This window comes from Paraburkholderia dipogonis (genome assembly GCF_042680985.1).
Lineage (GTDB): Bacteria > Pseudomonadota > Gammaproteobacteria > Burkholderiales > Burkholderiaceae > Paraburkholderia > Paraburkholderia phytofirmans.
Window position 1 is genome coordinate 505,180 of record NZ_JBHUFR010000008.1, and the last position, 25,916, is coordinate 531,095.

General features: G+C 60.8%; 22 protein-coding genes and 1 pseudogene. 14 read left to right on the forward strand and 9 right to left on the reverse strand.

The window, feature by feature from the left end:
- Nucleotides 1–7 precede the first annotated feature (7 nt).
- From ACFSNN_RS12365 to ACFSNN_RS12385, 5 genes are all read left to right on the forward strand, one after another.
- The gene (locus ACFSNN_RS12365) at nucleotides 8–1,225 is read left to right on the forward strand and encodes a hypothetical protein (protein ID WP_134456320.1); all 1,218 of its coding nucleotides are present in this window, start codon (nucleotides 8–10) and stop codon (nucleotides 1,223–1,225) included.
- A 389-nt stretch (nucleotides 1,226–1,614) separates the two neighbouring features.
- Nucleotides 1,615–2,607, forward strand: coding sequence for a formylglycine-generating enzyme family protein (locus ACFSNN_RS12370; RefSeq protein WP_208949467.1), 993 nt, complete (start codon nucleotides 1,615–1,617; stop codon nucleotides 2,605–2,607).
- Nucleotides 2,608–2,710: 103 nt separating this feature from the next.
- Complete coding sequence (locus ACFSNN_RS12375; protein WP_134456321.1) at nucleotides 2,711–4,222, forward strand: arylsulfatase; 1,512 nt, start codon at nucleotides 2,711–2,713, stop codon at nucleotides 4,220–4,222.
- A gap of 92 nt (nucleotides 4,223–4,314) precedes the next feature.
- Nucleotides 4,315–5,178, forward strand: coding sequence for a Na+-dependent transporter (locus tag ACFSNN_RS12380; RefSeq protein WP_134456322.1), 864 nt, complete (start codon nucleotides 4,315–4,317; stop codon nucleotides 5,176–5,178).
- A 10-nt stretch (nucleotides 5,179–5,188) separates the two neighbouring features.
- Nucleotides 5,189–5,650 (forward strand): YidH family protein, encoded by a 462-nt coding sequence (locus tag ACFSNN_RS12385; protein WP_134456323.1) that lies wholly within the window; start codon nucleotides 5,189–5,191, stop codon nucleotides 5,648–5,650.
- Nucleotides 5,651–5,657: 7 nt separating this feature from the next.
- Here the strand turns inward: ACFSNN_RS12385 and ACFSNN_RS12390 are convergent, their stop codons facing one another.
- The 6 genes from ACFSNN_RS12390 to ACFSNN_RS12415 form a co-directional block, all read right to left on the reverse strand.
- Nucleotides 5,658–6,614 carry a hypothetical protein gene (locus tag ACFSNN_RS12390; RefSeq protein ID WP_244322742.1) on the reverse strand — a complete coding sequence of 319 codons (957 nt, stop codon included), beginning with the start codon at nucleotides 6,612–6,614 and terminating at the stop codon, nucleotides 5,658–5,660.
- Between the two features lie 141 nt (nucleotides 6,615–6,755).
- Nucleotides 6,756–8,723, reverse strand: coding sequence for an alkyl/aryl-sulfatase (locus ACFSNN_RS12395; RefSeq protein WP_208949468.1), 1,968 nt, complete (start codon nucleotides 8,721–8,723; stop codon nucleotides 6,756–6,758).
- A 67-nt stretch (nucleotides 8,724–8,790) separates the two neighbouring features.
- Nucleotides 8,791–10,851: a heavy metal translocating P-type ATPase gene (locus ACFSNN_RS12400; RefSeq protein WP_244322743.1), complete on the reverse strand. Its 2,061-nt coding sequence runs from the start codon at nucleotides 10,849–10,851 to the stop codon at nucleotides 8,791–8,793.
- Complete coding sequence (locus ACFSNN_RS12405) at nucleotides 10,848–11,984, reverse strand: SPFH domain-containing protein (protein ID WP_134456325.1); 1,137 nt, start codon at nucleotides 11,982–11,984, stop codon at nucleotides 10,848–10,850. Before ACFSNN_RS12405 ends, ACFSNN_RS12400 begins: the two co-directional genes overlap by 4 nt.
- Nucleotides 11,981–13,033: a protease modulator HflC gene (gene hflC, locus ACFSNN_RS12410; RefSeq protein ID WP_134456326.1), complete on the reverse strand. Its 1,053-nt coding sequence runs from the start codon at nucleotides 13,031–13,033 to the stop codon at nucleotides 11,981–11,983. Before hflC ends, ACFSNN_RS12405 begins: the two co-directional genes overlap by 4 nt.
- 55 nt (nucleotides 13,034–13,088) lie before the next feature.
- Nucleotides 13,089–14,441 (reverse strand): SPFH domain-containing protein, encoded by a 1,353-nt coding sequence (locus tag ACFSNN_RS12415; protein WP_377690352.1) that lies wholly within the window; start codon nucleotides 14,439–14,441, stop codon nucleotides 13,089–13,091.
- A gap of 714 nt (nucleotides 14,442–15,155) precedes the next feature.
- Here ACFSNN_RS12415 and ACFSNN_RS12420 point away from each other — a divergent pair.
- From ACFSNN_RS12420 to ACFSNN_RS12445, 6 genes are all read left to right on the forward strand, one after another.
- Nucleotides 15,156–16,199 carry a DUF2092 domain-containing protein gene (locus ACFSNN_RS12420; protein WP_244322744.1) on the forward strand — a complete coding sequence of 348 codons (1,044 nt, stop codon included), beginning with the start codon at nucleotides 15,156–15,158 and terminating at the stop codon, nucleotides 16,197–16,199.
- Between the two features lie 3 nt (nucleotides 16,200–16,202).
- Nucleotides 16,203–16,694, forward strand: a complete 492-nt coding sequence (locus ACFSNN_RS12425) for a hypothetical protein (RefSeq protein WP_134456328.1) — start codon at nucleotides 16,203–16,205, stop codon at nucleotides 16,692–16,694.
- 29 nt (nucleotides 16,695–16,723) lie between these two features.
- Nucleotides 16,724–17,578: a bestrophin-like domain gene (locus tag ACFSNN_RS12430; protein ID WP_341868427.1), complete on the forward strand. Its 855-nt coding sequence runs from the start codon at nucleotides 16,724–16,726 to the stop codon at nucleotides 17,576–17,578.
- A gap of 94 nt (nucleotides 17,579–17,672) precedes the next feature.
- Nucleotides 17,673–19,088, forward strand: coding sequence for a DUF2252 domain-containing protein (locus ACFSNN_RS12435; protein ID WP_134456329.1), 1,416 nt, complete (start codon nucleotides 17,673–17,675; stop codon nucleotides 19,086–19,088).
- Nucleotides 19,089–19,169: 81 nt separating this feature from the next.
- Nucleotides 19,170–20,342 (forward strand): transporter substrate-binding domain-containing protein, encoded by a 1,173-nt coding sequence (locus ACFSNN_RS12440; RefSeq protein WP_134456330.1) that lies wholly within the window; start codon nucleotides 19,170–19,172, stop codon nucleotides 20,340–20,342.
- Between the two features lie 312 nt (nucleotides 20,343–20,654).
- On the forward strand, nucleotides 20,655–21,032 hold the full coding sequence (locus ACFSNN_RS12445; protein WP_134456331.1) for a response regulator transcription factor: 378 nt from the start codon (nucleotides 20,655–20,657) through the stop codon (nucleotides 21,030–21,032).
- A gap of 135 nt (nucleotides 21,033–21,167) precedes the next feature.
- Here ACFSNN_RS12445 and ACFSNN_RS12450 read toward each other — a convergent pair whose 3' ends face one another.
- Together ACFSNN_RS12450 and ACFSNN_RS12455 are read right to left on the reverse strand one after the other, a co-directional pair.
- Nucleotides 21,168–21,551: a nuclear transport factor 2 family protein gene (locus ACFSNN_RS12450; RefSeq protein WP_134456332.1), complete on the reverse strand. Its 384-nt coding sequence runs from the start codon at nucleotides 21,549–21,551 to the stop codon at nucleotides 21,168–21,170.
- Nucleotides 21,552–21,581: 30 nt separating this feature from the next.
- Nucleotides 21,582–22,523 carry an aldo/keto reductase gene (locus ACFSNN_RS12455; RefSeq protein WP_134456333.1) on the reverse strand — a complete coding sequence of 314 codons (942 nt, stop codon included), beginning with the start codon at nucleotides 22,521–22,523 and terminating at the stop codon, nucleotides 21,582–21,584.
- 780 nt (nucleotides 22,524–23,303) lie between these two features.
- On the opposite strand from ACFSNN_RS12455, the pseudogene ACFSNN_RS12460 reads away from it, so the two are divergent.
- Nucleotides 23,304–23,447: pseudogene (locus ACFSNN_RS12460) on the forward strand (3-oxoacyl-ACP reductase); the annotation flags it as partial.
- A gap of 77 nt (nucleotides 23,448–23,524) precedes the next feature.
- Nucleotides 23,525–24,076, forward strand: coding sequence for a 4-hydroxylaminobenzoate lyase (locus ACFSNN_RS12465; RefSeq protein WP_134456334.1), 552 nt, complete (start codon nucleotides 23,525–23,527; stop codon nucleotides 24,074–24,076).
- A gap of 127 nt (nucleotides 24,077–24,203) precedes the next feature.
- On the opposite strand, the gene ACFSNN_RS12470 is transcribed toward ACFSNN_RS12465, so the two are convergent.
- Complete coding sequence (locus ACFSNN_RS12470) at nucleotides 24,204–24,512, reverse strand: hypothetical protein (RefSeq protein WP_377747247.1); 309 nt, start codon at nucleotides 24,510–24,512, stop codon at nucleotides 24,204–24,206.
- A gap of 255 nt (nucleotides 24,513–24,767) precedes the next feature.
- Here ACFSNN_RS12470 and ACFSNN_RS12475 point away from each other — a divergent pair.
- Nucleotides 24,768–25,916: MFS transporter (locus ACFSNN_RS12475; protein ID WP_377779171.1), on the forward strand; the 1,149-nt coding region annotated here is incomplete at its 3' end.

Here is a 25,916-nt window from a genome sequence, read left to right on the forward strand (position 1 = left end):
AATGTAAATGGTCGCCGCGGAAGAACGTCGTTCCGGTGCGCCGGGCGCAGTGGCAGACCCGGCTGGGATCGATCTGTCGCTAGTGCATGACGACCCTGCTTTTCACCTGCAGCGCCGGCTCGGCCTGATTCCCCGCGAGGGCATGGGCACCCTGCGCCGCGCGCTGATCTTCGGTGCGATCTGCTGGCTGCCCATCGTTGTCTGGGCTATGCTCACCGGCCGCGTGTCGAGAGGCGCCGAAGGCGACACCCTACTGGCTCATTTCGGCGTTCACGTGCGCTGTCTGGTTGCGATTCCCATGCTTGTCATCGCGGAAGGTGTGGCGCAAAAAATGGTCCCGCCTCTTCTGCGCTACTTCTTTGGAGCGGGGCTTGTCACGGCCGAGACGCTACCCCAGTTCCGCACGCTGATCGCAAGTATCGCGCGTCTCAGGAATCTTTCGTTGCCCTGGGTTTTGATCGCTGGTGCCGTGATTGCGTGGACCACCGCCGGCGCGTTCCTCAAACAGATTGACGACGTGATCTGGCCGGGCGGACCCGGCGACATGGCGGGCGCGCTTACCTTCGGTGGCTGGTGGTTCATTCTTGTGGTGCGCCCACTCTTTACTGCACTCCTGCTCGCGTGGTTGTGGCGCGCATGCCTTGTCTTCGTACTCTTTCTCAAACTGTCGCGATTCCCGCTTGCTCTCGCCCCTGTTCATCCGGATCGCGTCGCGGGCCTCGGTTTCGTCGAGCGTCTGATGTTTATTTTCAGTCCGGTAGCCTTCTCCCTGTCGGCGGTCGTCGCGGCCTCGTTCGCGCACGACGTCATGTATCACGGCGTGAATGTCACCGATATCAAGGGCGAACTGATCGCCACGACCGTCATGTTGATCGTGATCTTTCTCATACCGTTCATGCCGCTCGCCGTAACGCTCGGAAGAGTTAAACGTGACGCCATTTTCAGCTACGGGAGCCTGGTCGGGCGCCACGCTCGCCTTGTGCATCGTCGCTGGATTCTGAAAGAAGATGTCGGCACGCCGGACATCCTGGACGCACCCGAGTTGGGTCCGGTGGCCGACGTGCAGGCGGTGTATCAGGCGATTCGAAGCATGCGTGGAATTCCGGTCGGCAAGCTCGGCCTGATCGCGATCGTAGTGCCGGCAGCGGTGCCCATGCTGGTCGTCGCGGGCATGCAATTGCCGCTGCAAAGCGTTCTGACGAAAGTGCTCAAAACACTGCTCTGATTCGTGCGATAACTTCCATCAGCCGACGAAGTTCCGCGACGGTTCATGAAAAAGGCGAAGACTTTTCGGTCGCTGCGCCGATCTCCTCGCGCTCACGGCCAGCGCGTAATCGCCAGATCGTGGCGCTGCCCCGTTCGCATGCGAGTTTGCAAAACGTGTGCCCCCCTTCGTTAGCCGAAAATATTCGGCCGCGAAAAACAGTGTCACTCACGGAATTGCCCCGACGGGCAATTTCATTGCCCCTTCCCCCGATAGCGGAACCGCGCACGCACTCCGATAATGAAGATCGCTACGTTGCCTGGTTTGCGTCGGGCGAGTGGACACGCCATACGTGTCCGCTGTGCCGACCTGTCCCGCTCGCGCGCATCCATCCGAGGTCCTGATCGACTATGGTCCATCCTTCATTCGAACCGACCCGCGACACCGATGACGCCGCCTCGACCATTCCACCAGCCGACATGGTCCGCATTCCCGCAGGCACGTTCGTCATGGGCTCGGATCGGCACTATCCCGAGGAAGCACCTGCTCACAAGGTGCGCGTAGGCGGCTTCCTGATGGATCGCAACACCGTGACGAATGCCGATTTCGCGCGCTTCGTCGCCGCGACCGGCCACGTGACGACGGCCGAAAGGCCGGCCAATCCGGAAGACTATCCGGGTGCGCTGCCCGAAATGCTGGAGCCGGCCTCGGTCGTGTTCGCGAAGCCGCAGGGGCGCGTGGATTTACGCAATCACTATAACTGGTGGACTTATATGCGCGGGGCCGACTGGCGTCATCCGCGTGGGCCGCACAGTTCGCTGGAAGGGTTCGCGGACCATCCGGTCGTGCATGTGACGTACGAAGACGCCGAAGCCTACGCGCACTGGGCGGGCAAGAGCCTGCCGACCGAAGCGGAATGGGAGTTCGCCGCGCGCGGCGGTCTCGATGCGGCCGAGTTTGTGTGGGGTGACGAGTTCGCACCCGGCGGTAAGCAGATGGCGAACACGTGGCAAGGCGAATTCCCCTGGCAGAACTTCCTGGAAGACGGCTACGAATGGACCGCGCCTGTCGGCTCGTTTGCGCCGAATGGTTACGGGCTTTACGACATGGCCGGCAACGTATGGCAATGGACCAGCGACTGGTATCAGGAGCACGCCAATATCGTGAAGACGTGCTGCACGCTGGACAACCCACGCGGCGGATCGCGCAACGCAAGCGTCGATTCGCGCACGCCGCAACTTGATATTGCACGCAAGGTGACGAAAGGCGGCTCGTTTCTGTGTGCGCCAAATTACTGCAGGCGCTACCGGCCCGCCGCCAGGATGGCGCAGCCGCTGGACACGTCCATCTGCCATGTCGGCTTTCGTTGTGTCGTCCGCGACTCCGCTTCGGACCGATTCTGAAGCTGGCGGAAGGACGAGAGGACAAGCCTCTCGCGGACCTGTCGACGACTGGCCCGTCGAGATCCGCTGCCGGCGACGGTGGCCTCATGCATAGGAGTTTTCCATGGCGGACAAGAAGAAACCCAACTTTCTGATCCTGTGGGGCGACGACATCGGCCAATCCAATCTCAGCATCTTCACGAAAGGCATGATGGGGTATCGCACACCGAACATCGACAGTATTGGCGAAAACGGCATGGTGTTCACCGACTACTACGGCGAACAAAGCTGCACGGCGGGACGCGCCTCGTTCATCACGGGACAGTGCGGCTTGCGCACAGGCTTGACCAAGGTCGGCCTGCCCGGCGCGCCGCTCGGCATGCGAGCGGAAGACCCGAACATTCCGGAGTTGCTCAAAGGTCTCGGTTACAGCACCGGGCAATTTGGGAAGAACCACTTTGGCGACCGCGACGAACATCTTCCGACAATGCACGGCTTCGACGAGTTCTTCGGCAATCTCTATCACCTGAATGCCGAGGAAGAACCGGAATTGCCCGACTATCCCGATGCCAGGGAATTTCCTGATTTTCGCAAGAAATACGGCCCGCGCGGTGTGTTGCATTGCTGGTCGGACGGTAAAGGCGGCCAGAAGATAGACAACACGGGCCCGCTCACGCGCGACCGGATGAAAACCGTGGACACCGAATTTATCGCGGCGGCCAAGGAATTCATTCAGAAAGCGCATAAGGAGGACAAACCGTTCTTCGTCTGGTTCAACACTTCGCACATGCACTTTCGCACGCATATCGAAGACCGCATTCGCGGGCAGGCTGGACGCTGGCAATCGGAGTACCACGACTGCATGGTCGAGCACGACAAGCATATCGGCGAGATGCTCGCTCTCCTCGACGAACTGGGCATTACGGAAGACACGATGGTCATGTACAGCACCGATAACGGTCCGCACATGAACTCATGGCCCGATGCCGGGATGACGCCGTTTCGCAACGAAAAGAATTCGAACTGGGAAGGCGCGTACCGCGTTCCCTGTCTCGTGCGCTGGCCCGGCGTGATCGAGCCGGGCACGGTGTGCAATGACATTGTGAGCCATCTCGACTGGCTGCCCACCATCGTCGACGCCGCGGGCGATGCGGACGTCAAGGAGAAACTGAAGAAGGGCTTCGAAGCCAACGGCAAAACCTTCAAGGTGCATCTGGACGGGTTCAGCCTGATGCCCTACTTCACTGGCCACGCAAAGAAACCGGAGCGACAGGGGTTCTACTACTTTACGGACGACGGCGATCTTGCCTGCCTGCGTTACGACAACTGGAAAGTCGTGTTCATGGAGCAGCGCGCGGCAGGCACGTTGAGGATCTGGGCCGAGCCGCTCATTACGTTGCGTGTCCCGAAGATATTCAACCTGCGAACCGACCCGTACGAGCGCGCCGACATCACCTCCAATACCTACTACGACTGGCTGCTCGATCACGTCTTCATTCTCGTGCCCGCGCAGTCCGGCGTGACTGAATTCCTGCAAACGTTCAAGGAATTTCCGCCAAGGCAGAAAGCGGCGAGTTTCGGCGTGGATCAGGTGATCGAAAAGATGATGGACGCGGCGGGTGGCGGCCAACGCTGAGCGTTACCCTTCGCGCCTCGCGCGTGGCCGATGCGGGCGATGTTGTCGTCGACGTCGCCCGCAACTGTTGCTGCCACGACACCGGATAAGCCATGGATGCCAAGGTTCTGATCCTCCTCGCGCTGAAGATTGCCATTGCAGGGACGGTGTTCACGTACGGCCTACAGGCGAATCGGGACGATCTGCTCTACATCGTCCATCGGCCAGGCCTTCTGTTGCGCTCCCTCATCGGGATGCTGGTGGTGATGCCTTTGCTCGTGGTGGCTAGCGTCTATTTCCTGAATCTGCCACAGGCCACCGCTGTCGTGCTCACCGCGTTAGCCATCTCGCCCATTCCGCCGCTGCTGCCGAAAAAGCACAAGAAAGCGGGCGGAATCGCGCCCTATGGCCTCGGTCTGCTCGTGGTACTCGCGCTGGTGTCGATAATCACGGTACCGGTTTCGGTCGTGTTTTTCGACTGGCTCTTCGCGATTCCGCGAGGCGTGGGGCCCGACACACTCCTTAAGATCGTGCTGTCGATGATCATCGCACCGCTTGCAGCGGGGCTCGTCGTCGCCAGGTTGATGCCGGAGATCGCTTCACGCCTGGGCACGCCCGTGCGCCGCATCGCCACTCTGCTGCTGATTGCGGGCGGCCTCGCGCTGCTTCTCGGCACGTGGCAGGCGATCTGGTCGACCAGCAGCGTGACGACTGTAACGGCGATCGTAGCGTTTATCGTCGCCGGCCTGCTGATCGGCCATTGGCTCGGTGGCCCGGCGCATGAACATGCCTCAGTGCTGGCGCTGTCGACCGCCTCGCGTCATCCTGCCATTGCGCTGGCTATTTCGGCAGCGAACTATCCTGGTGAGCAGTTCGCGCCCACGCTCGCCCTGTATCTGATCCTGTGTACGGTGCTGGTCATTCCTTACGTGAAATGGCAGCAGGGCCGCTCGCAGCTCTCTTCCAGCATTCCATGAAGGTCATGTCGTGACTTCGCCTTCTGACCGCAAACATGCCGTATTCCCCAGCACGGACCCATCGGCACCACTGGTGCCCGACGAGGGCACGCTGCAAACGCGCGCGCGAACCGCGCTGGCGGTCGAGCGCACCTTTCTCGCTGCCGAACGCACGCTGATGGCGTGGCTGCGCACGTCGTTGTCGATGATCAGCTTCGGCTTCACGCTGGCGAAATTTTTTGAGTACGTGGCGAACCAGAACGGTGCGCCGATCGTCGGTCGATTCGGTGGAACCTGGTCACCGCGCGAGGTGGGAACCGCGATGGTGGTGATCGGCACCGTCGCACTGCTTGCCGCAGTGGTTCAGCACGCGCGACGCGTCGGCGCATTGCGTCGCGAAGGCCTCTTGCCGCAATGGAATCTTGCCTTCTGGGTTGCCATCGCCGTGGCAGCGCTCGGCGCGTTCGCGCTGGTCTCCATCGTGCTCGATTGAATGCCGTTCAGAAGCTCAGTGCGATCCCAAGCGAAGCGCCCGTAATGTCCTTGCCGAACGCATAGCGGGCTACGAAGCGCAGGCGCGAAAAGAGTTTCGTTACAGCGCCGGTATCGATCTCGATGCCGGCACCCAGCGAAGTCAGTTGATTGAAACCGAGAATGTTTGCCTGGCTGCCCAGGTAGGTCGAATGCGACAGTTCCAGCACGTACCGCAGAGGACGATGCAAGGCCAGCAGTCCGGTTGGTGCGCGCCAGCGCGCATAGAGGTTGGTCGACTCCGCGTTGGCTGAACCTCGCACGGCGCTGGAGGAGCCGAAGCTTTGCAGATAAATATCCGTGTAGCGCAACTCCAGATCGAATTCATACGGCTCCTGACGCGGATACCAGCCAATCATCAGCGATCCGCCCAAACCATAGGCGCTGAGCGAACCGTCGCGGATAAAGTCAATGTTCCGGTCAGTCTTGTGATTGACGAGGAACTGCGCGGCGCTGGCATCGCTCAGCACTTCGCCCAGCGAGAAATTGAAGATCGGCCGGATGACGAGATCTTTCTTTTCGTTCAACGGAAAGTCCCATCCGATTCCGCCAGTCGCGGCCACGTTGGTCCATCGCGTCGGCAGCGCCCGCTGCGTCTGCCCGTCCGAAACGAGAAACGTGGGATCGTAGCGCGAGCCGCCGAGCGCGCCTTCGAGATAGAGCGGAAAATTCGGGCTCAACGTAAAGCCGCCACCGAACTGGGTCATGTTCAGCGACGGATTTCCAGTCGCCCCGTTGCGGATGCCAAGCGTACTCGCAGACAGATCAGGCGTGACGGTAAACGACAACAGCGCCAACACCTGATTTGCGCGCCGCTGCACGTCCGGGCCAGTGAACGTGGGCGAGCCTTGCGCGAAGGCATGGCCCAGCATGAGGCACTGGCTCGCGGCGAACATCCATGCGAACACCGCTGCGCGCTTGAGCATTGAAGCGCTCAGGCAAGAGCCGTATCGACAGACTTCATCGCATCTCTTCAGCATACGCTTTCTCTAAACCGAAGGGCCGGCTGCACTACCTGCGAAATTGCAAATCGCCGGGCCGCACCAGCCGCATTCAGAGCAAAACGCCTAAGGTCGTGGCGTCACAATCGGGAACAGCGGATTGAAGCTGTCGGTCAGCGAAAGCAACTCTGTAATCTTTCCTCGATCGCCGTCCACCTTCGCGCGCCCCGCTTCCACTTCTTTATCCAGATTCGTCGTGTGCAACATGATGTTGTCGAGACTCGATTTTGGCAGGGTCAGCGTCACATCGGCATTCTGGATCTGTTTGCCTTCGTTATAGACGAGCACCGAATTTTCCAGCCTCACCACGTACTGCTTGTGGATGTCCGGGAAAATCCAGTTAACGGAAATGGCCTTGCCGTCCGCCTTGTCGCCGTCGATATGCATCGAGAGAAACTCCAGGGCCATTTCAGGCGTCATCGCGCGGATCGTGTCCGGGCTCGCGGTCTGCACGGCAGGCACCTTTGGAATGCCATTGCGCAACTCGTATGCGCCCATCAGATAGACGTCGCGCCACGGGCCCGATTCGGACTGATACCCCAGTTGCTCAAGAGCATCCGCCTCCAGGTTTTTTGCTTCCTGGTTGCCCGGCTCGGCATACACGGCCATGTTCATGACCTGCGCCACCCAGCGGTAGTCGCCCTTGGCGTATGCGTCGCGCGCTTTCTTCGTGACGGCGGGCACGCCGCCCATGAAGTCCATCGTGCGCTTCGCGCTATCCACCGGAGGCAGTGGATGCAGGTCCGCGGGATTGCCGCTATACCAGCCCATGTAGCGCTGGTAGACCGCCTTCGCATCGTGTACGACCGTGCCGTAATAACCGTGGTTGTACCACTGCTTGTCAAGGCTCGGTGGCAGCTTCACCATGTCGCCGATCTCGTCCATCGTATAGCCCATGTTGAGAAGCCGCAGCGACTGGTCGTGGACGAATTTGTAGGTATCGCGCTGCTTCGCCAGATAGTCGTTGATATGCGCGTTATCCCACGTCGGCCAGTGATGCGACGCGAAAACGACCTGGACGTCGGAGCCGAACATGTCGATCGTCGTGTTGAGCGCCTGCCACCACTTGTTGGCATCGCGCACCTGCGCGCCTCGCAACGTATAGAGGTTGTGCAGCGTATGCGTGGCGTCTTCGGCCGCGCACAGCGCGTGATATTTGGGGAAATAGAACAGCATTTCCGCAGGCGCCTCGGTGCCGGGCGCCATCTGGAAGACGACGTCGATACCGTCGATGGTGCGCTTCTCACCCGTCTTCCTGATAATGTCCGTTGGCGGGATGAGCGTCACCGTTCCGTTCGAAGTCGTCTTGCCGAGGCCACCGTCCACCTGTCCTTGGGCACCGCGAGGCAACAGTGAGCCATACATGTAGATCGCGCGGCGGCTCATGGCGTTGCCCGCGAAGACGTTCTCGCTCACGGCTTCTTCGAGAAACCCGTCCGGGGCGAAGATTTTCACTTTGCCCGACTTCACGTCGGCTTCATTCACCACGCCCTTCACACCGCCATAGTGGTCGACGTGACTATGTGTGTAAATGACGGCCACCACCGGTTTTTTGGGCCGATGCTGGTAGTACAGGTCGAGACCGGCTTTGGCGACTTCAGTCGAAATCAGCGGGTCGATCACGATGATGCCGTTGTTGCTTTCAACGATCGTCATGTCGGACAGATCGAAACCGCGGATCTGGTAAATCCCGTCGGTGACCTTGAACAGGCCGTTGTTCATGTTCAACTGCGAGTTGCGATACAAGCTCGGATTGATGCTCGGCGGCGCGTCCTGACCTTGCAGGAACTGGTAGCCGTTCAGGGTCCAGACGGTCTTGCCGTCGGGTGTCTTGACGTTGATGTCGGGCAACGTCGCGATAAAGCCACGTTGCGCATCCGCATAGTCCTGGCGGTCGCTCATCGGCAGCGTCTTGAGCAGGTCTGCGTTGGTCTGTTGCGTGGCAGGCGTTGCGTCTTTGGTGGACTCAGCCGCCAGCGTCGCGCCGAAGCACAGCGGGACTGCGACAAGGGGCAAAAGAAAGCGGATTTTCATGGACATCCTCGCGTGGTGATGGCTGGTATTAACACGTCAATTTTTCGGTTCGTTCCAACAAGGAATCTCAAACAGATTTCGGTGGCGATTGGCCCTCCTGAGGAACTTGCGGCGGCTGTGCGTCGGCCGCGTCATTACTCTCTTCCGACAAAGGCGCGTGCACAAAACCTGGCTCAGCGACGCGCAGTAGACGTCCTGCATTGGCGAGCACAACGAGTGTGCCGATGTTGTGCAGCACCGCGACCCATGCCGCGTCCAACACACCCAGCGCAGCTACGGCTATCACGGCCCCCGTCCACACCACGCCAATCCCTGCATTGACCGCCGCTGTTCGGCGGCAGCGCCGGCCGAGCTTCACACAGGCAGGCAAGCGGCGCAGATCGTCGCCAAGCAGCACCACGTCCGCGGAAGCGACGGCGATGTCCACGCCACGGCCGCCGATCGCGATGCTGGTGGCACCCGCCTTGATAGCGAGCACATCGTTCACGCCATCGCCCACGACCAGCGGGTGCCGACCATCGGCAAGTTCCTGTTCGACGAAGGCGAGCTTGTCCTGCGGCAAAGCGCCGGCGATTACGCGATCCATGCCGAGTTGTGCGGCAACGTTTTGCGCGACGCCTTCCCGGTCGCCGGTTAGCAGCGTCTGTTGAGCGAAGCCAAGCGCGCGCATTTCGGCGAGCGCCTGCGCTGCGTCTGGGCGCAACGTGTCGGCGAACGCGAACCACGCCAGCGGCCGACCCGCGAGCATGAGCCCGGCGAGCGGTCCGTCGTGTTGCGCGGGCGGCACGGTGATGCCCGGTGCGTATTCGGCCAGCAGCGTCTGGTTACCGAGTACCGCGCAGCCGTCCGGCACGTCTGCAATCACGCCGCGCCCGGGCAACTCGCGCACCGCCTCCTTGCCGCCGGCGCGATAGCCGCGTTCTGCCGCGTAGCGCTGTACGGCACGGCTGACCGGATGCGTACTGCCCGCAGAGAGGGTTGCAGCCAATGCGAGCGCGTGCGCTTCATTCGCATCCGGTTCCAGGGTCATGTGTACGACGCGGAGAACGCCATGCGTGAGCGTGCCGGTCTTGTCGATCACGAGGGAATCGAGGTCCGCAACACGGTCGAGAAAGGCAGCGTTGCGCAGTAGCAGGCCGTGGCGCGCGCCCAGCGCAATTCCCGCGATGGCAGTTGCCGGGGCGGCCAGCACGAGCGCACAAGGACAGGCCGCCACGATCACCGCCAACATCGTCGACGCGTTGGAACTGACGAACCAGACAAGCGCAGCGACCACGAGCACAAGCGCGAGGTAGCCGCCCATGTACCGTTCCAGCGCTTCGGTGATGGGCGGTTTCACGCGCTCCGCGTGTTCGAGCAACTCGACGATTCGCCCAAGCGTCGACTGTTCGCCCACCTGCGTCACCTCGATACGCAGCACGCCATCGAGATTCATTGCGCCGCCATAGACGATTGCCTCGGCATTGACTTCGTGCGGCAGTGATTCGCCCGTAATCGGGCTGTTGTCCACGGCGGAGCGCCCCGCTTTCACGACGCCGTCGGCGGGAATGCGCGAGCCCGCCGGGACTTCAAGCAGATCGCCGCGCGCGAGCGCCTCGGCAGCGATCTCCTCGGTCGAACCATCGGCGCGGAGCCGTCGCGCCGTCGTGGCCGTCAGCCTGGCGAGCGCGTCGATTGCTTCCTGTGAACCGAGCACGCTGCGTTCTTCGAGCGCGTGGCCGAAGGTCATGATGATCGGCAGCAGCGCGGCGGTCGTCATGTCGCCCGTGGCCCACGCTGCGAGCATCGCGAGCGCGATCAGACGATCGGTCACGCCGTGCAGGCTCGGCGCGCGCAGACTGCACCATGCGCTCGACAACACCGGTCCGGCCACGATCAGCGACGCAAGGCCGGCGAGCATGTCTGGCAGCACCGTGCCCTGCGCCGGCACGACACGCCAGATAAAGGACAAGAGCAACAGACCGCCCGCGCCCAGCGCCAGCGCAATGCGGCGAGTGATCCCGCGGTGCTCCGCCGGCGCGAGCGCGATACCCGGCAGGTTGTCCGGGACGTTCGGCGTGGCCGCCGGGGCCGCGCGCCCGGCTGGCCCAAGACGTGCACGATTGATGGACTCTGCGTGCGTGCTCACGGCGCCTTCCCCGGAAGAACCAGACTCGATGTGTCGTAAGGGTCGATCGTGGTGACGTGGCCCGCCTTCGAGAGAATCTGCGCGATGCGCTCCCGATAGGCGCGGGCCAGCAATCCGCCGTCGCTGTCCGCATGCAGGGCAGTTTCGAGTTGCTGGATTGTCTGCGTTTCGGACTGCGCCGTAGACGTTCGCTCCGTCGCGCTTGCGGTGGCTTGCTGAATAATCTCGTCGGCGCGCTGTTGGGCCGTCTGGCGCGTCGTCTCCGCCGCAGTGCGCGCGTCGGCCGTATTGCGCTCGGCCGTTTGCAACGAACTCAGCACCGAGTTGAACGCGTCGACGGCTGCGCTTGGCACGTTCGCTGTCAGGTCGACCCGCACGACTTCTATGCCGAGGCCGGCGTGCATGGTTTCCAGAGTGCGCAAGCGTCGCTCGACTCCGCGCGCGACGTCGTCGCGCAACCGTTCTCGCTGCGCGGCCATCTGCGCGTCGGCAGCCAGCAGTTCGGGGCGACCGACGAGGATCGCATCGAGATCGCGCGCAGCGGCCGCCTCCTCCACCGCAGCCGTAGAGATGCGCTCCAGCGCCGGCGCGAGCAACCCTCGTTGCAATACGTAGTCGACCGGTGAACTCACACGGTAGTAAAGGGTGGCGCCGAGCTGTACGACGGCGACATTGCCCGTCAGCACGTACCCCGAGCCAGCCAGCGCGTCGGGAAACGGCGTCCCGTTCGTGCCCGTCGCAGCGTCGGGATGAAAGCCCCATGAGGACATGTCGTTGAACGGCAGCGTTGTGTCGCCGGGCGATGTCGATGCGGACGGCGACGGATCGAGCGCTCGCGCACGCGGATCGCGCACCAGCGTGGTGATGGGCTGTTCGAGCACGCGCGCCGGTCCCGGCAACAACTCGACAAATTCGAACGGCCGCGGCCAAGCCAGCAGCAGCCCCGCGCGTTGAATTCGCACGATCCTGCCAAAGCGCATCACGACCGCCTGGCTTTCCGGCGGCACGCGCTGAACATTGGAGAAACTCCAGACGCTCGCGGCGACTGCGGCAAGTGCGACGACAAACCACCACGCCGCACGCACGGATTGCACGATCGCGGGGTCTCGCGAGACTAACGGAACGCTGCTCATGGTGTACAGCGCGTTCGCGCGCAAGGCACGCTGTCGCGCGGCACGGCATTCATTACGTTGAGTCCCGCCGGTCCCTGCACGAGCGCGCGGAACGGCGCGGCATCCGTGCGCAGGATCAGGCTCGTATTGCCGTTGACCACACCCGCCAATGTGTCCAGTGAACGCAGCATCGTGTAAAGCTGCGGATTGTCAGCGTAGCTCTTGCCGTAGATCGCAGCGGCATCGCGGCGCGACTGTGCTTCGATCTCGGCCGCCTTCGCGCCCGCGTCGGCGATGACGATACGCGCGTCCCGGTCGGCGTCCGAGCGGATCTGCGCGGCCTCGCGTTTGCCCTCGGCGGTGCGTTCGGCGGCGACCGTTTCGCGCTCGGCGCGCATCCGCTCCACGGTAGCCGCGAGCGTGGACGCGGGCAGAGTGAGCCGCTCAATGCCGACCTGCACGGCATGCACGCCGTAGGTAGCATAAAGTTGCGCGTCGACCTGCCGGCGAAGTTCATCCTCAAACGACCGCAATTTGATCTTTGAGGGGTCGGTGTTGACCAGTTCGGCGAGATCGAAGCCCGATGTGATGGTTTGCAGTGCCGAGCCGACCAACGAGCGGATCTGACGCGCCGCCTCGTCGGGCTCGTTGCGCACGGCACGCACGAAGCGGCGCACGTCGGACGTTTCACCCGGCACGCGCCAGGCGACATAGGCCTGAACGAGAATGCGCAACCCGTCTCGCGTGCCGACATCCTGCAGTCCACTGGACGTCGTGTGCAACCGCAAATCGACGGGCACGGCCGTTTCAATCGGCGCAGGCAAGCGCCACGCGAGACCTGGATCGAGCACCACGCGCACCGGGTCGCCGAAGCGGGTGATGACCGCAGCCTCGCCTTCGTGAACCTGAACCGCACTTGCCACCAGCGCCGCGATCACCACGCACAGCAAAGCGAGGCCGGCACGCCAGACCAATCCCGGCTTGCTGCCGCCGGTGTGCGCGCCGTGACCGCGACCATAATGGCCATGGCCAGAATGGCTTCCATGCAGATGAAGATGTGAATCGCTCAAGATCTGCTCCGCTTTCCATGAAACGATGCCGCGTGATCACGAGGTGGCTGCGAGATCAGTAGAGGCGTTTTGCACCTGCTGCGTCGCCTGCGTTGTAAGCGCGCAGATCGATCGTCGCGCGACTGCCGCCAACGAGGCGGTCGTCGATGACAGTGAGGTTCGCGCTCTGCAACCCCTTCTGCAAGGCGTGCAGGTAGTACTCGAATGGAAAGGCCTGACCGCCGGCGCTTTGCGCGGCAATGTCGGCGGCGAAAGAGATCTGCCGGGCACGCGCGGCCGAAAGCGTTTCGGCAGCACTGGCGCTGGCGGCATCGATTCCAGTGGTAGCCGATTCGTGCGCACTGCCGACAACCTTGGCCGCCAGCCCGCGCGCCTGAGCGACACTCGCAACGGCGCGAATTTGCGAAGCCTGAACGTTATGCCATGCGGCAGAGGCACCCGCGGGCGGATGGACGCTTTCGATCACCACTGCCAGAACTTCAATTCCGCTCCCGAGCGCGTCGAGCTGCCGGGCCACCGCCTGACGGATAGCGTCGGCAATCACCGTCTGGCGTGTTTCGACGAGCACATCGAGCGTATGCGAGGCGAGATAGCGAAGCACTTCGCGACTGGCTATTGAGCGGATGAGAGAAGGCGCATCGGTGAAACGGTATTGCGACGCCCGGGCCGCTGCGTCGTTCTGGCCGATCCGATAGTCGATCCGCACGTCCGCGTTCACCACTTCAAAGTTCTGCTGATGAGCTTTTCCACCCGCTATCACCTGCGCCGTTTCCCAAGGGTGGGCGACGTCCCACATACGATCCAACTGTTCCGGCGTGCGGGCGTCTGCCGCTACAAGCGGCGCCGCGGCACCTGTGTCACCCGCGTCGCCGCTAACGGCGGAGATAACAATCTGATGGACCGCACCGTTTTCAAGCACACGCGTACGGCCGAACGGCCACGGAAGTCCCACATGAAGGCCCGGTTGCCAGACGGTGACGGGCGCACCAAAGCGTTCATAGACGGCGCGTTGATCGGGCTGCAACACGCTGACGCCGCTCAAGAACCAGGCGGCCGCCACGAAGCCGACGCACGCGCCGGGCAACAGACGCACGGTACTGCTAATCACCCAGTTTTGCCGCAGGTCGATGCCATAGCGGCGATGCAGCGCCTCGCCCAGCTCGGCCGGCGTTGCGTAGGGCCGCGTCAAGCAGTGGGCTATCGTGCTGCTAGCCGTGGCGAGCGGTCGTGCTCGCACTTCCGGCGGCGTGAACCAGCTAGCCATGACCCGCAGTAAGAATTCGCATGCCATTGCAGCGGGTAGCAACGCGATCAGAATTGCCAGCCAGCGCGCGTCGACGGCCTGCCATGCGTCGAGCGCCGCGCATGCCGCACCGGCGAGGGTGACGATCAGCAAGGCCCGCAGCATTCCTGCGATCTGTACGTTTGCGCGACTACGCGTTGTCTGAGCCGCAAACGCACGCTCGACAATAAGCGTGGCGAGTGCGAGCGCGAGTGCCAGGCCGCATCCTATCGTCATAACCGTGCGCGCGTTTGGGCTTTGAGCGAGCGGCCGTCGATCGAATATCAATCCGGTAGTCGCGCATAAGAGAAGCGCACTCGACGCACATAGAACGACGAACCACGGCCACCAGCGTACGGCACATAGCCGTTTGCAGGCTCGGAAAACATGCAGCCGCCAGAAAGTCAGGCGCGTAACCGGGCGCATACCTGTCACTTGTTCTTGCGCGACGAGGTCGGTCTGCTTTGCGGGAGCGCCCGCGTGCCACGCACCGATCACGACAATGCCGAGATTCATTGATGCTGCGGCTATAGGCGCGATCCAGCGGAATTCCCCGTAAGTCGCGCGTGCAAAAATAAAACCCGACAGCATCAGGGCGAGCGCAAAACCCGCACTTCCGAGTGGTAGCAGGTTTGACCGGGCAGCGGGCGTCGCAACTTCAGTATTCCCACGGAGCATGACAAACTGCCTCCATCAGGTTGCCGCTATAAAGAAAACTTTTGCACTCTCCTTTCCTGTCCGGATTCAGACACGGCACGCCAGTCCACGCATCGTCTCAGAACGTGGCGATGATCGTAGGCCACGTTTGCCGCAAACATCGCGTATGTCACGGATCAGCTCGTGAATATAGGCAAGCGGAAAAACGGCGCACATGGGGAATGGATCGCTGATTATCGAATTGTTGATCATGCGATCGCGGCTATCTATAGGTACTTCGGGCAATCCAGTTGCCCCGAGGGGCAACATCGAATTAAGTCCTTTATTTTGGCCCCGAGGGTGGCTACATTAAGTTCGCGAGTATCGCGCGACGCCGCGCGCCAGCGTTGCCGTCACGACCCTTTTCAGATGCGAGCGCACTGCCCTCACATTCGGGAGAGCACAATGAGCAGAAACGTTTTCGCCGTTGCAGTCGTGGCTGGGACGCTCCTCGCGGTCACGCCCGACGTCTGGCCCCAGGCCACACCGGCCAGCGCGCCGAGCAGCACCGCGAGCACAGTCGATCCAGCGGCCGTCCAGGCGCTTCAGAAAATGGGATCGTATCTGCAGTCACTCAAGCGCTTTGGCGTATCCATCGGCCTGACAGGCGAACGTGTTCTCGATGACGGTGAGAAGCTTCAGCATACGGCGATGGCAACGCTTTTCGTCGAACGGCCGGATCGGATTCGTGCGTTGATGGTGAGTTCTCGTAGCGAGCGCGAGATTATTTACGACGGCAAAACCGCAGTCCTTTATTCCCCTCAGCAACATTTCTATTCGACCGTTGCTTTCAACGGCAACCTGTCCGCCCTGATCGAACAGTTGCGTGCGCGCTACGCAGTGGAATTCCCGCTCGCGGATTTATTCATCTGGGGCACACCCGACGCACCGACCGACCAGTTCGAGTCCGCGATGTTCGCCGGCCAGGACTTCGTCGGGCGCGACATCTGCGATCACTACGCATTCCGGCAAAAAAACGTCGACTGGCAAATCTGGATTACTACAGGGGAAAAGCCTTTACCGCGCAAACTGGTGATCACGCGGCGGGACGACGATGCGCGACCGCAGTCGGTTTCTATCGTGGATTGGACGACTTCACCGGCATTCAAGGATTCCGTGTTCACGTTCCGGCCGCCTCAAGGCGCGAAGAAGATCGAACTCGTTCCGGTTGCCGACAAAAAGGAGTAGGCCATGAGAACCCCATTTGCGCGATGTCAGGTTCTGCTCATCGTACTTGTCGGCGCTGGTGCCAGCTTGCCCCTGCTCCCTCAAGCCGATGCGGCGGGACGTGGGGGCGGCCACGTCGAGCGAGGTGCGCGAGCAGGCGGTGGCGGTGATGGCGGGCATCGAGGCGGTGGTGCGCAATTGAACAATGTGCATGCCGACGCACGCACCCGCAACGTTCGCAACACCAGCGTGAACAACGTCAACGTCAATCGCAACGTCAATGTCAACGTGAACGACCATCGCGGAGGCTGGGACGACGATTATCATCCGGTGGCTACCGCGGCTGCCGTTACGGCGACAGTGGCGGCCACGTCGGCGGTGGTCGGGTCGATCGTGCGCTCGGTGCCGCCGAATTGCGCGCCCGTCAACTACGGAGGGATGATCTACCAGCACTGCGGCAGTAGCTGGTACCAGCCACAGGGCTCGCAATATATCGTCGTCAATGCTCCGTATTGACGCATTGAGCTGCCAAGGTACCGGACGCTGTGATCGAAAACGGTGGGAACCGCAACTGCGCAAGCTGCGCGCCATTCGGAGTTCCGCCAGAGAAGTGCTTGATATTCGAGGGATGCATGGAACAACTCTTTAGACATCCTATCATCCTGCTGTTCGTGGCGTTCATGCTGATGTCACTGGCAGGCTGGATCGGCGCCGTGATACTCCGTACGCGCTTCCCGATTAGCGGCGAGTCGCGGGACGATTTCAAACTCGTTCAGTCCGCTACGCTTACGCTGCTCGCGCTAGTGATCGGGTTCAGCCTGTCGATGGCGGTGAACCGTTACGACCAGCGAAAAAATTACGAAGAGGAAGAAGCCAACGCGATCGGCACGGAATTCGTTCGGGCCGATCTGCTGCCGGCCGGCGCTGCCACTCAGATTCGTACCGACCTCGCACTCTATCTGGACCTCCGCATTCAGTTTTATCAGACGCGTGATGAGCAAGGCATCAAGCAGATTAATGCCGCAACGGCGAATCTTCAGGACAGGCTATGGCGCATGGCGGCAAGCACCGCGCAGACACAGCCAAATCCTGTCACGGCTCTCGCCGTGGCCGGTATGAACGACGTGCTCAACACTCAGGGCTATACGCAAGCTGCGTGGTGGAACCGGGTTCCTCTCGCCGCATGGGCATTACTGATTTTGATCGGCGTGCTTGCCAATATGCTGGTCGGTTACGGCGCGGAAAATACGCAAGGCAAAAGCCGTCTTCTGCTGATCATGCCCGTCACCGTCTCTCTCTCGTTCATGCTGATCGCGGACATAGACAGTCCTCGCAACGGCATCATACGGGTCGTACCGCAAAACCTGATCAGCACTGCGCAAGCGCTGCCCAAACCCTGACTTTACGAATGGCAATCGCGTTGCCCAACACGCCGGATAGCATCGAAAGGCGGCTCGCTCGGTCGATATCTGAACCCGGAAAAAGGAGCGCAACATGGCCGCAGTCCAGACCATTAGTGAACGGCGGGAAGCGGGGAAACTGGCACGGGAACGTTCGCCGCGCTCGCAGAACGCCACGATCGGAAATGTCGATCGGGACCCCGTCCAACTGCTGCGGGAAAACAGCGCCGGTCGGGTTGATGCGCTCGTTCCGTTGCGCTATGGACGAATGTCCGTGTCGCCCTTTACGTTCTATCGCGGCAGCGCGATTCTCCAGGCTCACGATCTTTCCGGAACGACCAGTTCGGGGATCACCTTTCCCGTGTGCGGCGATGCCCATCTGATGAACTTTGGCGGTTTCGCGACACCTGAGCGGCAACTGATCTTCGATCTCAACGATTTCGACGAAGTCGCGATGGGCCCGTGGGAATGGGATGTCAAACGGCTCGCCGCGAGTTTCGCGATTGCTGGCCAGCACATGGGTATAGACCGTGGAAGCATCGACGATATCGTCGCGACTGCCATGCAGGAATATCAGGACCGGACGCATCAGTACGCCGAATGCAGCGCCCTCGAACTTTGGCACGAGATCGTCACTTTTGAACGGATGATCGACGCTGCCGCCACCAGCGAAGGGCGGCAGTTGATCCGCAGGACTATGGAGAAAGCGGCAGGCCGTACACATGAAAGCATGCTAGGTAAAATGGCCACCGAGAGCGCTGGCCGCTGGACGATTCAGGACGCGCCGCCCGCTCTGTTTCATCCCGGTGGTCCCAACTCGTTGCTTGGCAAAGAGCAAAAGAAATGGTCGGATACCGATGAATGGAAGGGCAAGCTCGCGGCTGCATTCGATAGCTATCTCCTCACCATTGCGCCTGAGCGCCGGCAACTTATCGCGCAGTTCGACCTTCAGGACACCGCATTCAAGGTTGTCGGCGTGGGCAGTGTCGGGACGTTCTGCCTTGTCATGCTGTTCATCGACAGCCACGGCAAGCCGCTCTTCCTGCAGGTCAAGGAGGCGTGCCAGTCGGTCGTCGCGCGCTATTTCGAAGCCGGCAATGCTGCCCACGAGGGCGAACGCGTGGTCAACGGTCAGCGCCTGCTGCAAGCCGCGAGCGATTCTTTTCTCGGCTGGACCACGGGCCCGGCCGGCCGCTATTTCTATTTCCGCCAGTTGCGCGACATGAAGATATCGGCGGAAGTCGAAAGGATGAGCAGTACGATTCTGGAAGGTTACGCGCGCATCTGCGGTTGGGCACTTGCGCGAGCCCATGCCAAGGCAGGTGGAAAGGCGGTCGAAATCGCCGCTTATCTGGGCAACGGTGGCCGCTTTGCAGAGGCGCTCACGAAATACGCCTTTGCCTACGCCACGCAGAACCAAAAGGACTATGACATCTTCATGCGCGCATGCCGATCGGGCAAACTGGAAGCGCGCAGTGACGAAGACATGGCGGCGGATTTTCGCGTGTGACGGTGTGAATGACGCAAGCGATTTCGAGCCGTTATCCGTGCAGCGCCGCCACGACACGGCGCAACATTCGGGAGAGACACGATGAACGGCAGGACATCGCGGCTCGTCGTGCAGGCTTGTCTCGCGCTAATGCCGACAATGGCGGGCGCTGCCTCTATGCCTTCGCAGCTGCCAAAAGACAGTTTGCCCAGCCACGAAAGGATCATCCGGGTTGCGACCCGCGCACAACCCGCAGCCTCTGCGTCGACTCACGTTAGCAGTCCACTGCGCGTGGCGATTGCCCCGGTTGCTCCCTTTGTACTTCCACAAACTGCAACGCCGGAAGGCTTCAGCATTGATCTCTGGAATGAGGTGGCGCGCCGCATGCACGCCGAGTTCACTTGGGTCGTCCTGTCAAACCAGCCTGCCTTACTGACCGCGCTGCAACAGGGTACTGCCGACGTCGCAATAGCTGCGATCACCATGACCCCAGAGCGCGAGACGAAAGTAGACTTCTCCTTACCCTATTTTGACTCCGGCTTGCAGATCATGGTGCGCGCGCAAAGTGAAAGCTCGTTCATCAGCGGTGTCTTGTCGGTTCCATGGTTGGCGCTGGTCCAGTTCGTCGGCATCGCGAGTGGCATTATCCTTGTGCTCGCCAACCTGGTATTGCTCTCCGAGCGTAGGCGCGACCGCGCTTTTCGCAAGCCCTATTGGCGAGCACTCGGCGAAGGTATCTGGGTAACCATGCTCATCATCGCTACCGGCGAGCACGGCGAGCGCGATGCGCCAGGCGCATGGAAACGCATTCTGGTTCCAACGATGTGGCTTATTGGCGTTGTGCTGATCGCACAGTTCACGGCGACAGTCACGTCGTCGCAAACCATCGCGCGCCTGCAGTCCAACATTCGTGGTCCAGACGATCTTCCCGGGAAGAAGATCGGTACAGTGCCGGGAACGGTCGCCGCGGACTATCTCACGCATCGCGGTCTGTCCTTTCTCAGCGTGCACACCGCGGACGAGGGATTCAGACTTCTGACGCAGGGAAACGTGCAAGCTATTGTCTATGACGCCCCCACCCTTCAGTACTGGGCCGCGCGACGCGGCAATGGCGAACTGATCGTAGTGGGGCCGCTATTCAGGCCCGAGAAATACGGCATCGCCATGGCCAATGGAAGTGTGTGGCGCAAACACATCAACGAAACGCTTCTTGCCATGTACGAGGACGGGACCTACGAACAGCTATATGGAAAGTGGTTTGCTTCAAGCAAGTGAGCTGAATATCGTCGAGGCATTTAGCCAGCCGCGATAGAGATGCATCTCTGACGCAGACTGAACGTCGAGTCTGGAACGACCATCCGTCATGTTTTCGATGCCAAGCTGCCAAGCCTCAAGGAGGCGACAAAGATCCGGTGCACCTTCGCACGAGGCGAGCAGACTTCAGCGCAACGCGTAGCCGACGCAACGACAGGTCGCATATCACCCGTGCCGGACGCAATTGCCCTGAAGGGCAATCGCGTTGCCCCTTTCCCCGATAGTGTTGAACATCGGCTCGCACGACAATCACCTATAGGACATTGACGAGCGATGAAAGATACCAGGCAGTTGATCATAGTTGTCGAAGACGACGCAGGGATGCGCCGCGCTTTGCAGCGCCTGCTCAGCGTATCGGGATTCGAGACACTGGCGTTCGCGAGTGCGGAGGCGTTCGCTCACGTGAATGATCCGCGCGTCCCCTACTGCCTCGTATTGGACGTTCAACTTCCTGGCGCGTCTGGACCGCAACTTTATGAACAACTCGTTTATCCACGTCCTCCCGCTGTTTTCATTACTTCGCGAGACGGGCCTGCGACGCGAAACGCAGTGACAAGTGCCGGTGGCGATGAACTACTCAGCAAGCCGTTCCTGGCCGAGGATCTTCTCGACGCTATCTCGCGCGCGGTGTTGCGAGGTTCGCCGCCATGACCGCGGAACGGATAGTGAAGGTGTTTGAACTGCCTACGTCTAAAGCGATGCGTCGTTGGCGAAATCATCCGTGCTCTGCATTTGCAAACGCACTACCCGCAGCGCGGCACCGCATTGAGAGTTGACCGAGCGACGTCACGCGATCTGCTGAACCCAGCGACTCCGCCAACCCGGCGCCTCGAAGGGATCCGAAAAATACTGTGTCTCGTGAATCACCTTGTCGTTGCAGAACTCCATGATGCTCACCGTGTAAGCCGTGCGCCCCTCATAGTTGATGGTGTACTCCGTGACCCAGAGATTACCTTCTCCCTGAATTCGCCTGACATTGAATCCCGATGGCTTACCTGGATGATGACTCCGCAGCGCCTGCAAATTGCTTCGCCCGATGATTCGTTCCCCTGATTGGGGATAGTCACAGATGGCATCATCGTCGTAAATACCGTGTTCCGCGTCGAGATCACCAACCGCCGACGCGTGCCAGTGCGCGTTCAGGGCTTCACGTATCTTGTCTTCCTGCATGGCTTGCCTCCGGATACCGTTCACGTCTATCTATTGCGGACGCCGCGGAATAAACCCGGGGCTACCCGTCTTGACGACTTCGTTGTACCGCTGCCTCGTCTCAATCCGGTTGATCTCGTCGAACGCTTCCGCGGGAAGCGCGGCGATATCGAAATTCTCTCGCGCGCGGACCGCCGTCCTGGGGGTGGTGAGCAATGCTCCGCCACGCTGGATCGCCCAGGCGAGCAGCACCTGCGCTGGTGTCTTTCCAATCCGTTCGGCAATCTGCAAGATGACCGGATCCTCAAGCGGCCCCGGCCTGATTCCGTGACCTAATGGCGCAAAGGCCAGAAACACGATTCCATTCTCCTTGCAGAATTCCAGAAGCTCCGTTTCCGGAAGATACGGATGTGCTTCGACCTGCACCACGGCCGGTTTGATTCGTGCCGATTCATAGAGAGGCCGCAATTCGTCCAGGCCGATATCCGACAGCCCAATAGCCCGGCATCTTCCACGATCGACGAGATCTTCCATCGCGCTCCACGTGTCTAGCAAGGTCACGCCTTTATCGTAGATGACATCGCCGTTTTCGTCGCGCGGGTCCTGCTCGTCTCCAGGCTTAAACGCGAACGGCGTATGTATCAGATAAAGATCGAGGTAGTCGAGCCCGAGTCTTTCAAGGCTTGCATCGAACGCCGGTTCGACACGTTCGCGCCGATGATTGGAATTCCACAATTTTGTCGTCACGAAGATCTCTTCGCGCGCGATCCCGCCGGCGGCAAGCCCTGCCCGCAAAGCGTCGCCCACCTCGCGCTCGTTTCGATATCGCTCGGCACAGTCGAAGTGCCGATAGCCGGCTTCCAGTGCGTCTCTGGTGGCGCTGGTAGTCGTCGCTGCATCGGGAATCAGGGTGCCGAATCCGAGCGCGGGCATGCGGCCGCCTCCGTGATCAAGCGCTATCTTTCTGCTCCGGAAATCGGAAGACTCAATCATGGCGACACCTCCGCGCTATTTCATGCGCTGTGATGAAGGACCGACGCCAGGGTCCGCAATCGCGGCGCGAGGTCCATGAACGGAAAAAACATCAATGTACCCATGTCGGACCATGGCTTCGATAGCAATTCCTCGCTGACGAATTCGTGAACTGCTTACACTGAGTCGCCTTGCTTAACATATGTTAAGTGCGCTTCAGCGGCGGGCGCGACACCATAGCTTAGACAGTGAAGTCGGCGCCGCTCGACAACCTAAGCGAGCAGAACGAGGGCACTGACGCCCTGCTCTTTCTCAGGCCGTATTGAAGTTGAATGCGCTGGAAATTGAAGCCGTCAAATCGAGTCGCGCTGATTCGCAACCCAGCCGCCGCCATCAGCTTCGACGCGGGCGTCACATAGGTCCACGTCGTGATCAAGTGTAGCAAATGAATCACCGGGAGGCAGCCGTGGATTCCGGGAAAGTACAGCAGGTATCTGGTGTGATTCCACCCCGTGCAACAAAGCAAGCGCACTGTTCAGTGCTGGTCAACTGTTGCGTCGTCAAACTCAGCACGGCGTACGTGTGTCGCGACTCGGTTCGAATTTGCAAATAGCAGGTTTCCGGAAAAATCAGCATAGTGGCCGAAAATACGCGGCAAATGTCCCCAAACCGTCACAGCTAAAGCCTCGGTGAAAGCCCGTAGAACGTAGAGTGGTTCCATCGACGGTCAAGAGATTGCTCGCCTTGCGCAAACTGGCGCGGACTGCATGGCACACAACTGCGCCGTGCTTCAGGGAAAAGATGAACACACCAGACAATGGTGTCGTCGTTACCGGTGCATCGCAAGGCATTGTCGCCGAAGTCGTGAAGGCATTTCGAAAGCTCGATTTCCGCCTCGTTGCGACCGCGCGGTCGATCGGGCCGTCGAATGTGAATGTCGCGGGCTTGTTCGCGCCGGAGACCGTGGGCGCTGTACTCCTCGCGCCGACCCTGCATAACGCTTAAACCAAGGACGAACCTGAATGTCCCAGACCCAATTCACCAGTACCAAAGACGAACTCGTCGCCCGTTTTATCCCTTTGCTGCAAGAGGTCAAGGACATGACCACGAGCACCGAGGTCGAGCAATGGCTGAATACGAAATATGGCATTGAAAGCGAGTTGTACAGGGATCTGTCGCGACTGATTATTCTAGGCGTGAACGAGGGCTGGGCGGCCGACGCCGAGATCGCCGGCCCGCGTTACCGTCGCTCACGGCTCGTTGCGCCCTGCGCGGAGACGTTCTTCTTCAGCATTACAGCGGTGCTGATGGACAGCACGGATAACACGCAGAACAACCCCGAAGGCAGCTTCCGTGGCGACTATCACGCGCACCCGTATGGCGAGTTCAATCTGGTGGTCCCGCTAGATGAAGGCGCTGCGCTCGCAGGTCCGAACGGCTGGTGTTATGGCGGCTGGACGGCGCCGGCACCCGGAAGCCACCACTTTCCGGAGACCAAGGGCGGCGCTGTCATCTCGCTCACGCTTCTGCCCGCAGGACGGATTGCGTTCGACGTGACACCGCCGCAGCATTGAAGCGCCCAGCGGCGCGCTGTCCACAAGACGGACGCCGCTAGTCCAGAACAGCCAGTCACTGACCACGACATGAAACGTGGCACGGCCCCCTTTCAGCCGCTGTAATCGAATCCTGTCTCGTGCCTGTCTACGCTTCGACGATGATCACGTCATAGTTCTCGTCTTCGAACGCGACAAGAAACTTCTCCGGCATCAGTCGTGATTCGACGCTCGTCCTCTTCGTGCCGATGTCGCCGTTGACCTTTGCTGCAATGTCGACGATGTTCATTGCATTTTCGATTGTTGATACGCGATGCCCTGTTGCCCGGGAGTGTCTAAAGCGTGCCAGAAAATCAGCGGTTCCCGCCCCTGCACCTTTGCCCAGTTTTGTTCTGTTAGCTGAATGGAAAAAGATGATTGCCAGGTGAGTGCGTTGTCCTTGTTGCAGCGGTGACATCAGCTGCATTTGTGAATGGAAAGGACCGATGCGCGGACTTTTTGACTTCAGGAGAGCAGACCTGTCTCCTAGAATGAAATCAACTCATTAGGTGGCACCAAAGCGTGAGTAAGCCGGCTGGAATGAGCGCAGAAAAAACCATAAGCTCATCGGATGGGGCTTCTTTGCGGAGCATCCGGGATCTTTGCGATCGCCGGGCGTGACAGGAAGATTTCCCGACGGAATGCCCCATTAAATACCGGTGGCCGAACGACGATGACTAGCGCCAACTCACCGATAACTGGAACAGGAGAACCGAAGCTTGCGCCATCGTCGGCGCCTACCTGTGTACCCGCGACAGCGCCCCCAGTACAGCAAACTTCCGCCGAAGCGGAGCTACCGCTGCGTCTCACGATCGGCCTGCTCGGCATGTTGCTGGCATCACTGCTCGCCATATTGAACGAACAGGTCACCGCGGTTGCACTCGCTGACATTCGCGGCGCGTTCTCGATCGGACGTGACGACGGGACATGGCTGACCACGCTCTTCGAGGCGACGAACGTGGCCACGATGGTGTTCGCGCCGTGGTTCGGCGTGACGTTCACGCTCAAGCGCTTCACGATCGGCGCCGTGCTCGCCGTGATGGTGTTTGGATTGCTCTGCCCGTTTGCACCGAACCTGCCGGCGCTCTATGTGTTGCGCGCGCTGCAGGGTGTCGCCGGCGGATGTCTGCCGCCGATGCTGATCATCGTGGCGCTGCGTTACCTGCCCCCGAAGGTCAAGTTATACGGGCTCGCGGGCTATGCACTGACCGCCACCTTCGGACCCGCGCTCGGCACGCCGCTCGCCGCGTTATGGACGGAATACGTCGGCTGGCAAATGGCATTCTGGCAGATCGTGCCGCTCGGACTCATCAGCTGCGTGGCAATCTACGAGGGACTGCCGGTGGATCCCACCCGACTCGAGCGGCTGCGTTCATTCAACTGGACCGGATTTCTCCTCGGTTATCCGGCCATCGCCATGCTCGTGATCGGCCTGCTGCAGGGTGACCGCCTCGACTGGCTGAACTCCACGTTTATCGCCACCATGTTTTGCGGCGGCACGCTGCTGCTCGTGGCGTTCCTGATCAACGAATGGTTTCATCCGCTGCCGTTTTTCAAACTTCAGCTGCTTGCCCGCAGGAACTTCGCGCATGGACTGCTGACCCTGGTGGGCGCGGTGACGCTGCTGGTCGGTGTCGCCGCCATACCCGGCCAGTATCTCGCGCAGATTCACGGCTACAGGCCGCTGCAAACCACGCCGCTGTTTCTGCTGGTGGCCATTCCCCTGCTGATTTCGCTTCCGGCGACCGCCGCGCTGCTCAATCTCCGGCAGGTCGACCACCGCTGGGTCATGGCGATTGGACTTTGCCTGATGGCGATCTCG

Bases quoted from the DNA above. Each gene is read 5' to 3' on its own strand.
- ACFSNN_RS12365 (WP_134456320.1), top strand. From the start codon at position 8: ATGGTCGCCGCGGAAGAACGTCGTTCCGGTGCGCCGGGCGCAGTGGCA.
- ACFSNN_RS12370 (WP_208949467.1), top strand. From the start codon at position 1,615: ATGGTCCATCCTTCATTCGAACCGACCCGCGACACCGATGACGCCGCC.
- ACFSNN_RS12425 (WP_134456328.1), top strand. From the start codon at position 16,203: ATGAGAACCCCATTTGCGCGATGTCAGGTTCTGCTCATCGTACTTGTC.
- ACFSNN_RS12455 (WP_134456333.1), bottom strand. From the start codon at position 22,523: ATGATTGAGTCTTCCGATTTCCGGAGCAGAAAGATAGCGCTTGATCAC.
- ACFSNN_RS12375 (WP_134456321.1), top strand. From the start codon at position 2,711: ATGGCGGACAAGAAGAAACCCAACTTTCTGATCCTGTGGGGCGACGAC.
- ACFSNN_RS12465 (WP_134456334.1), top strand. From the start codon at position 23,525: ATGTCCCAGACCCAATTCACCAGTACCAAAGACGAACTCGTCGCCCGT.
- ACFSNN_RS12450 (WP_134456332.1), bottom strand. From the start codon at position 21,551: ATGCAGGAAGACAAGATACGTGAAGCCCTGAACGCGCACTGGCACGCG.
- ACFSNN_RS12445 (WP_134456331.1), top strand. From the start codon at position 20,655: ATGAAAGATACCAGGCAGTTGATCATAGTTGTCGAAGACGACGCAGGG.
- ACFSNN_RS12380 (WP_134456322.1), top strand. From the start codon at position 4,315: ATGGATGCCAAGGTTCTGATCCTCCTCGCGCTGAAGATTGCCATTGCA.
- ACFSNN_RS12440 (WP_134456330.1), top strand. From the start codon at position 19,170: ATGAACGGCAGGACATCGCGGCTCGTCGTGCAGGCTTGTCTCGCGCTA.
- ACFSNN_RS12395 (WP_208949468.1), bottom strand. From the start codon at position 8,723: ATGAAAATCCGCTTTCTTTTGCCCCTTGTCGCAGTCCCGCTGTGCTTC.
- ACFSNN_RS12415 (WP_377690352.1), bottom strand. From the start codon at position 14,441: ATGCTGCGGGCCTTGCTGATCGTCACCCTCGCCGGTGCGGCATGCGCG.
- ACFSNN_RS12390 (WP_244322742.1), bottom strand. From the start codon at position 6,614: ATGCTCAAGCGCGCAGCGGTGTTCGCATGGATGTTCGCCGCGAGCCAG.
- ACFSNN_RS12470 (WP_377747247.1), bottom strand. From the start codon at position 24,512: ATGTCACCGCTGCAACAAGGACAACGCACTCACCTGGCAATCATCTTT.
- ACFSNN_RS12405 (WP_134456325.1), bottom strand. From the start codon at position 11,984: ATGAGCAGCGTTCCGTTAGTCTCGCGAGACCCCGCGATCGTGCAATCC.
- ACFSNN_RS12435 (WP_134456329.1), top strand. From the start codon at position 17,673: ATGGCCGCAGTCCAGACCATTAGTGAACGGCGGGAAGCGGGGAAACTG.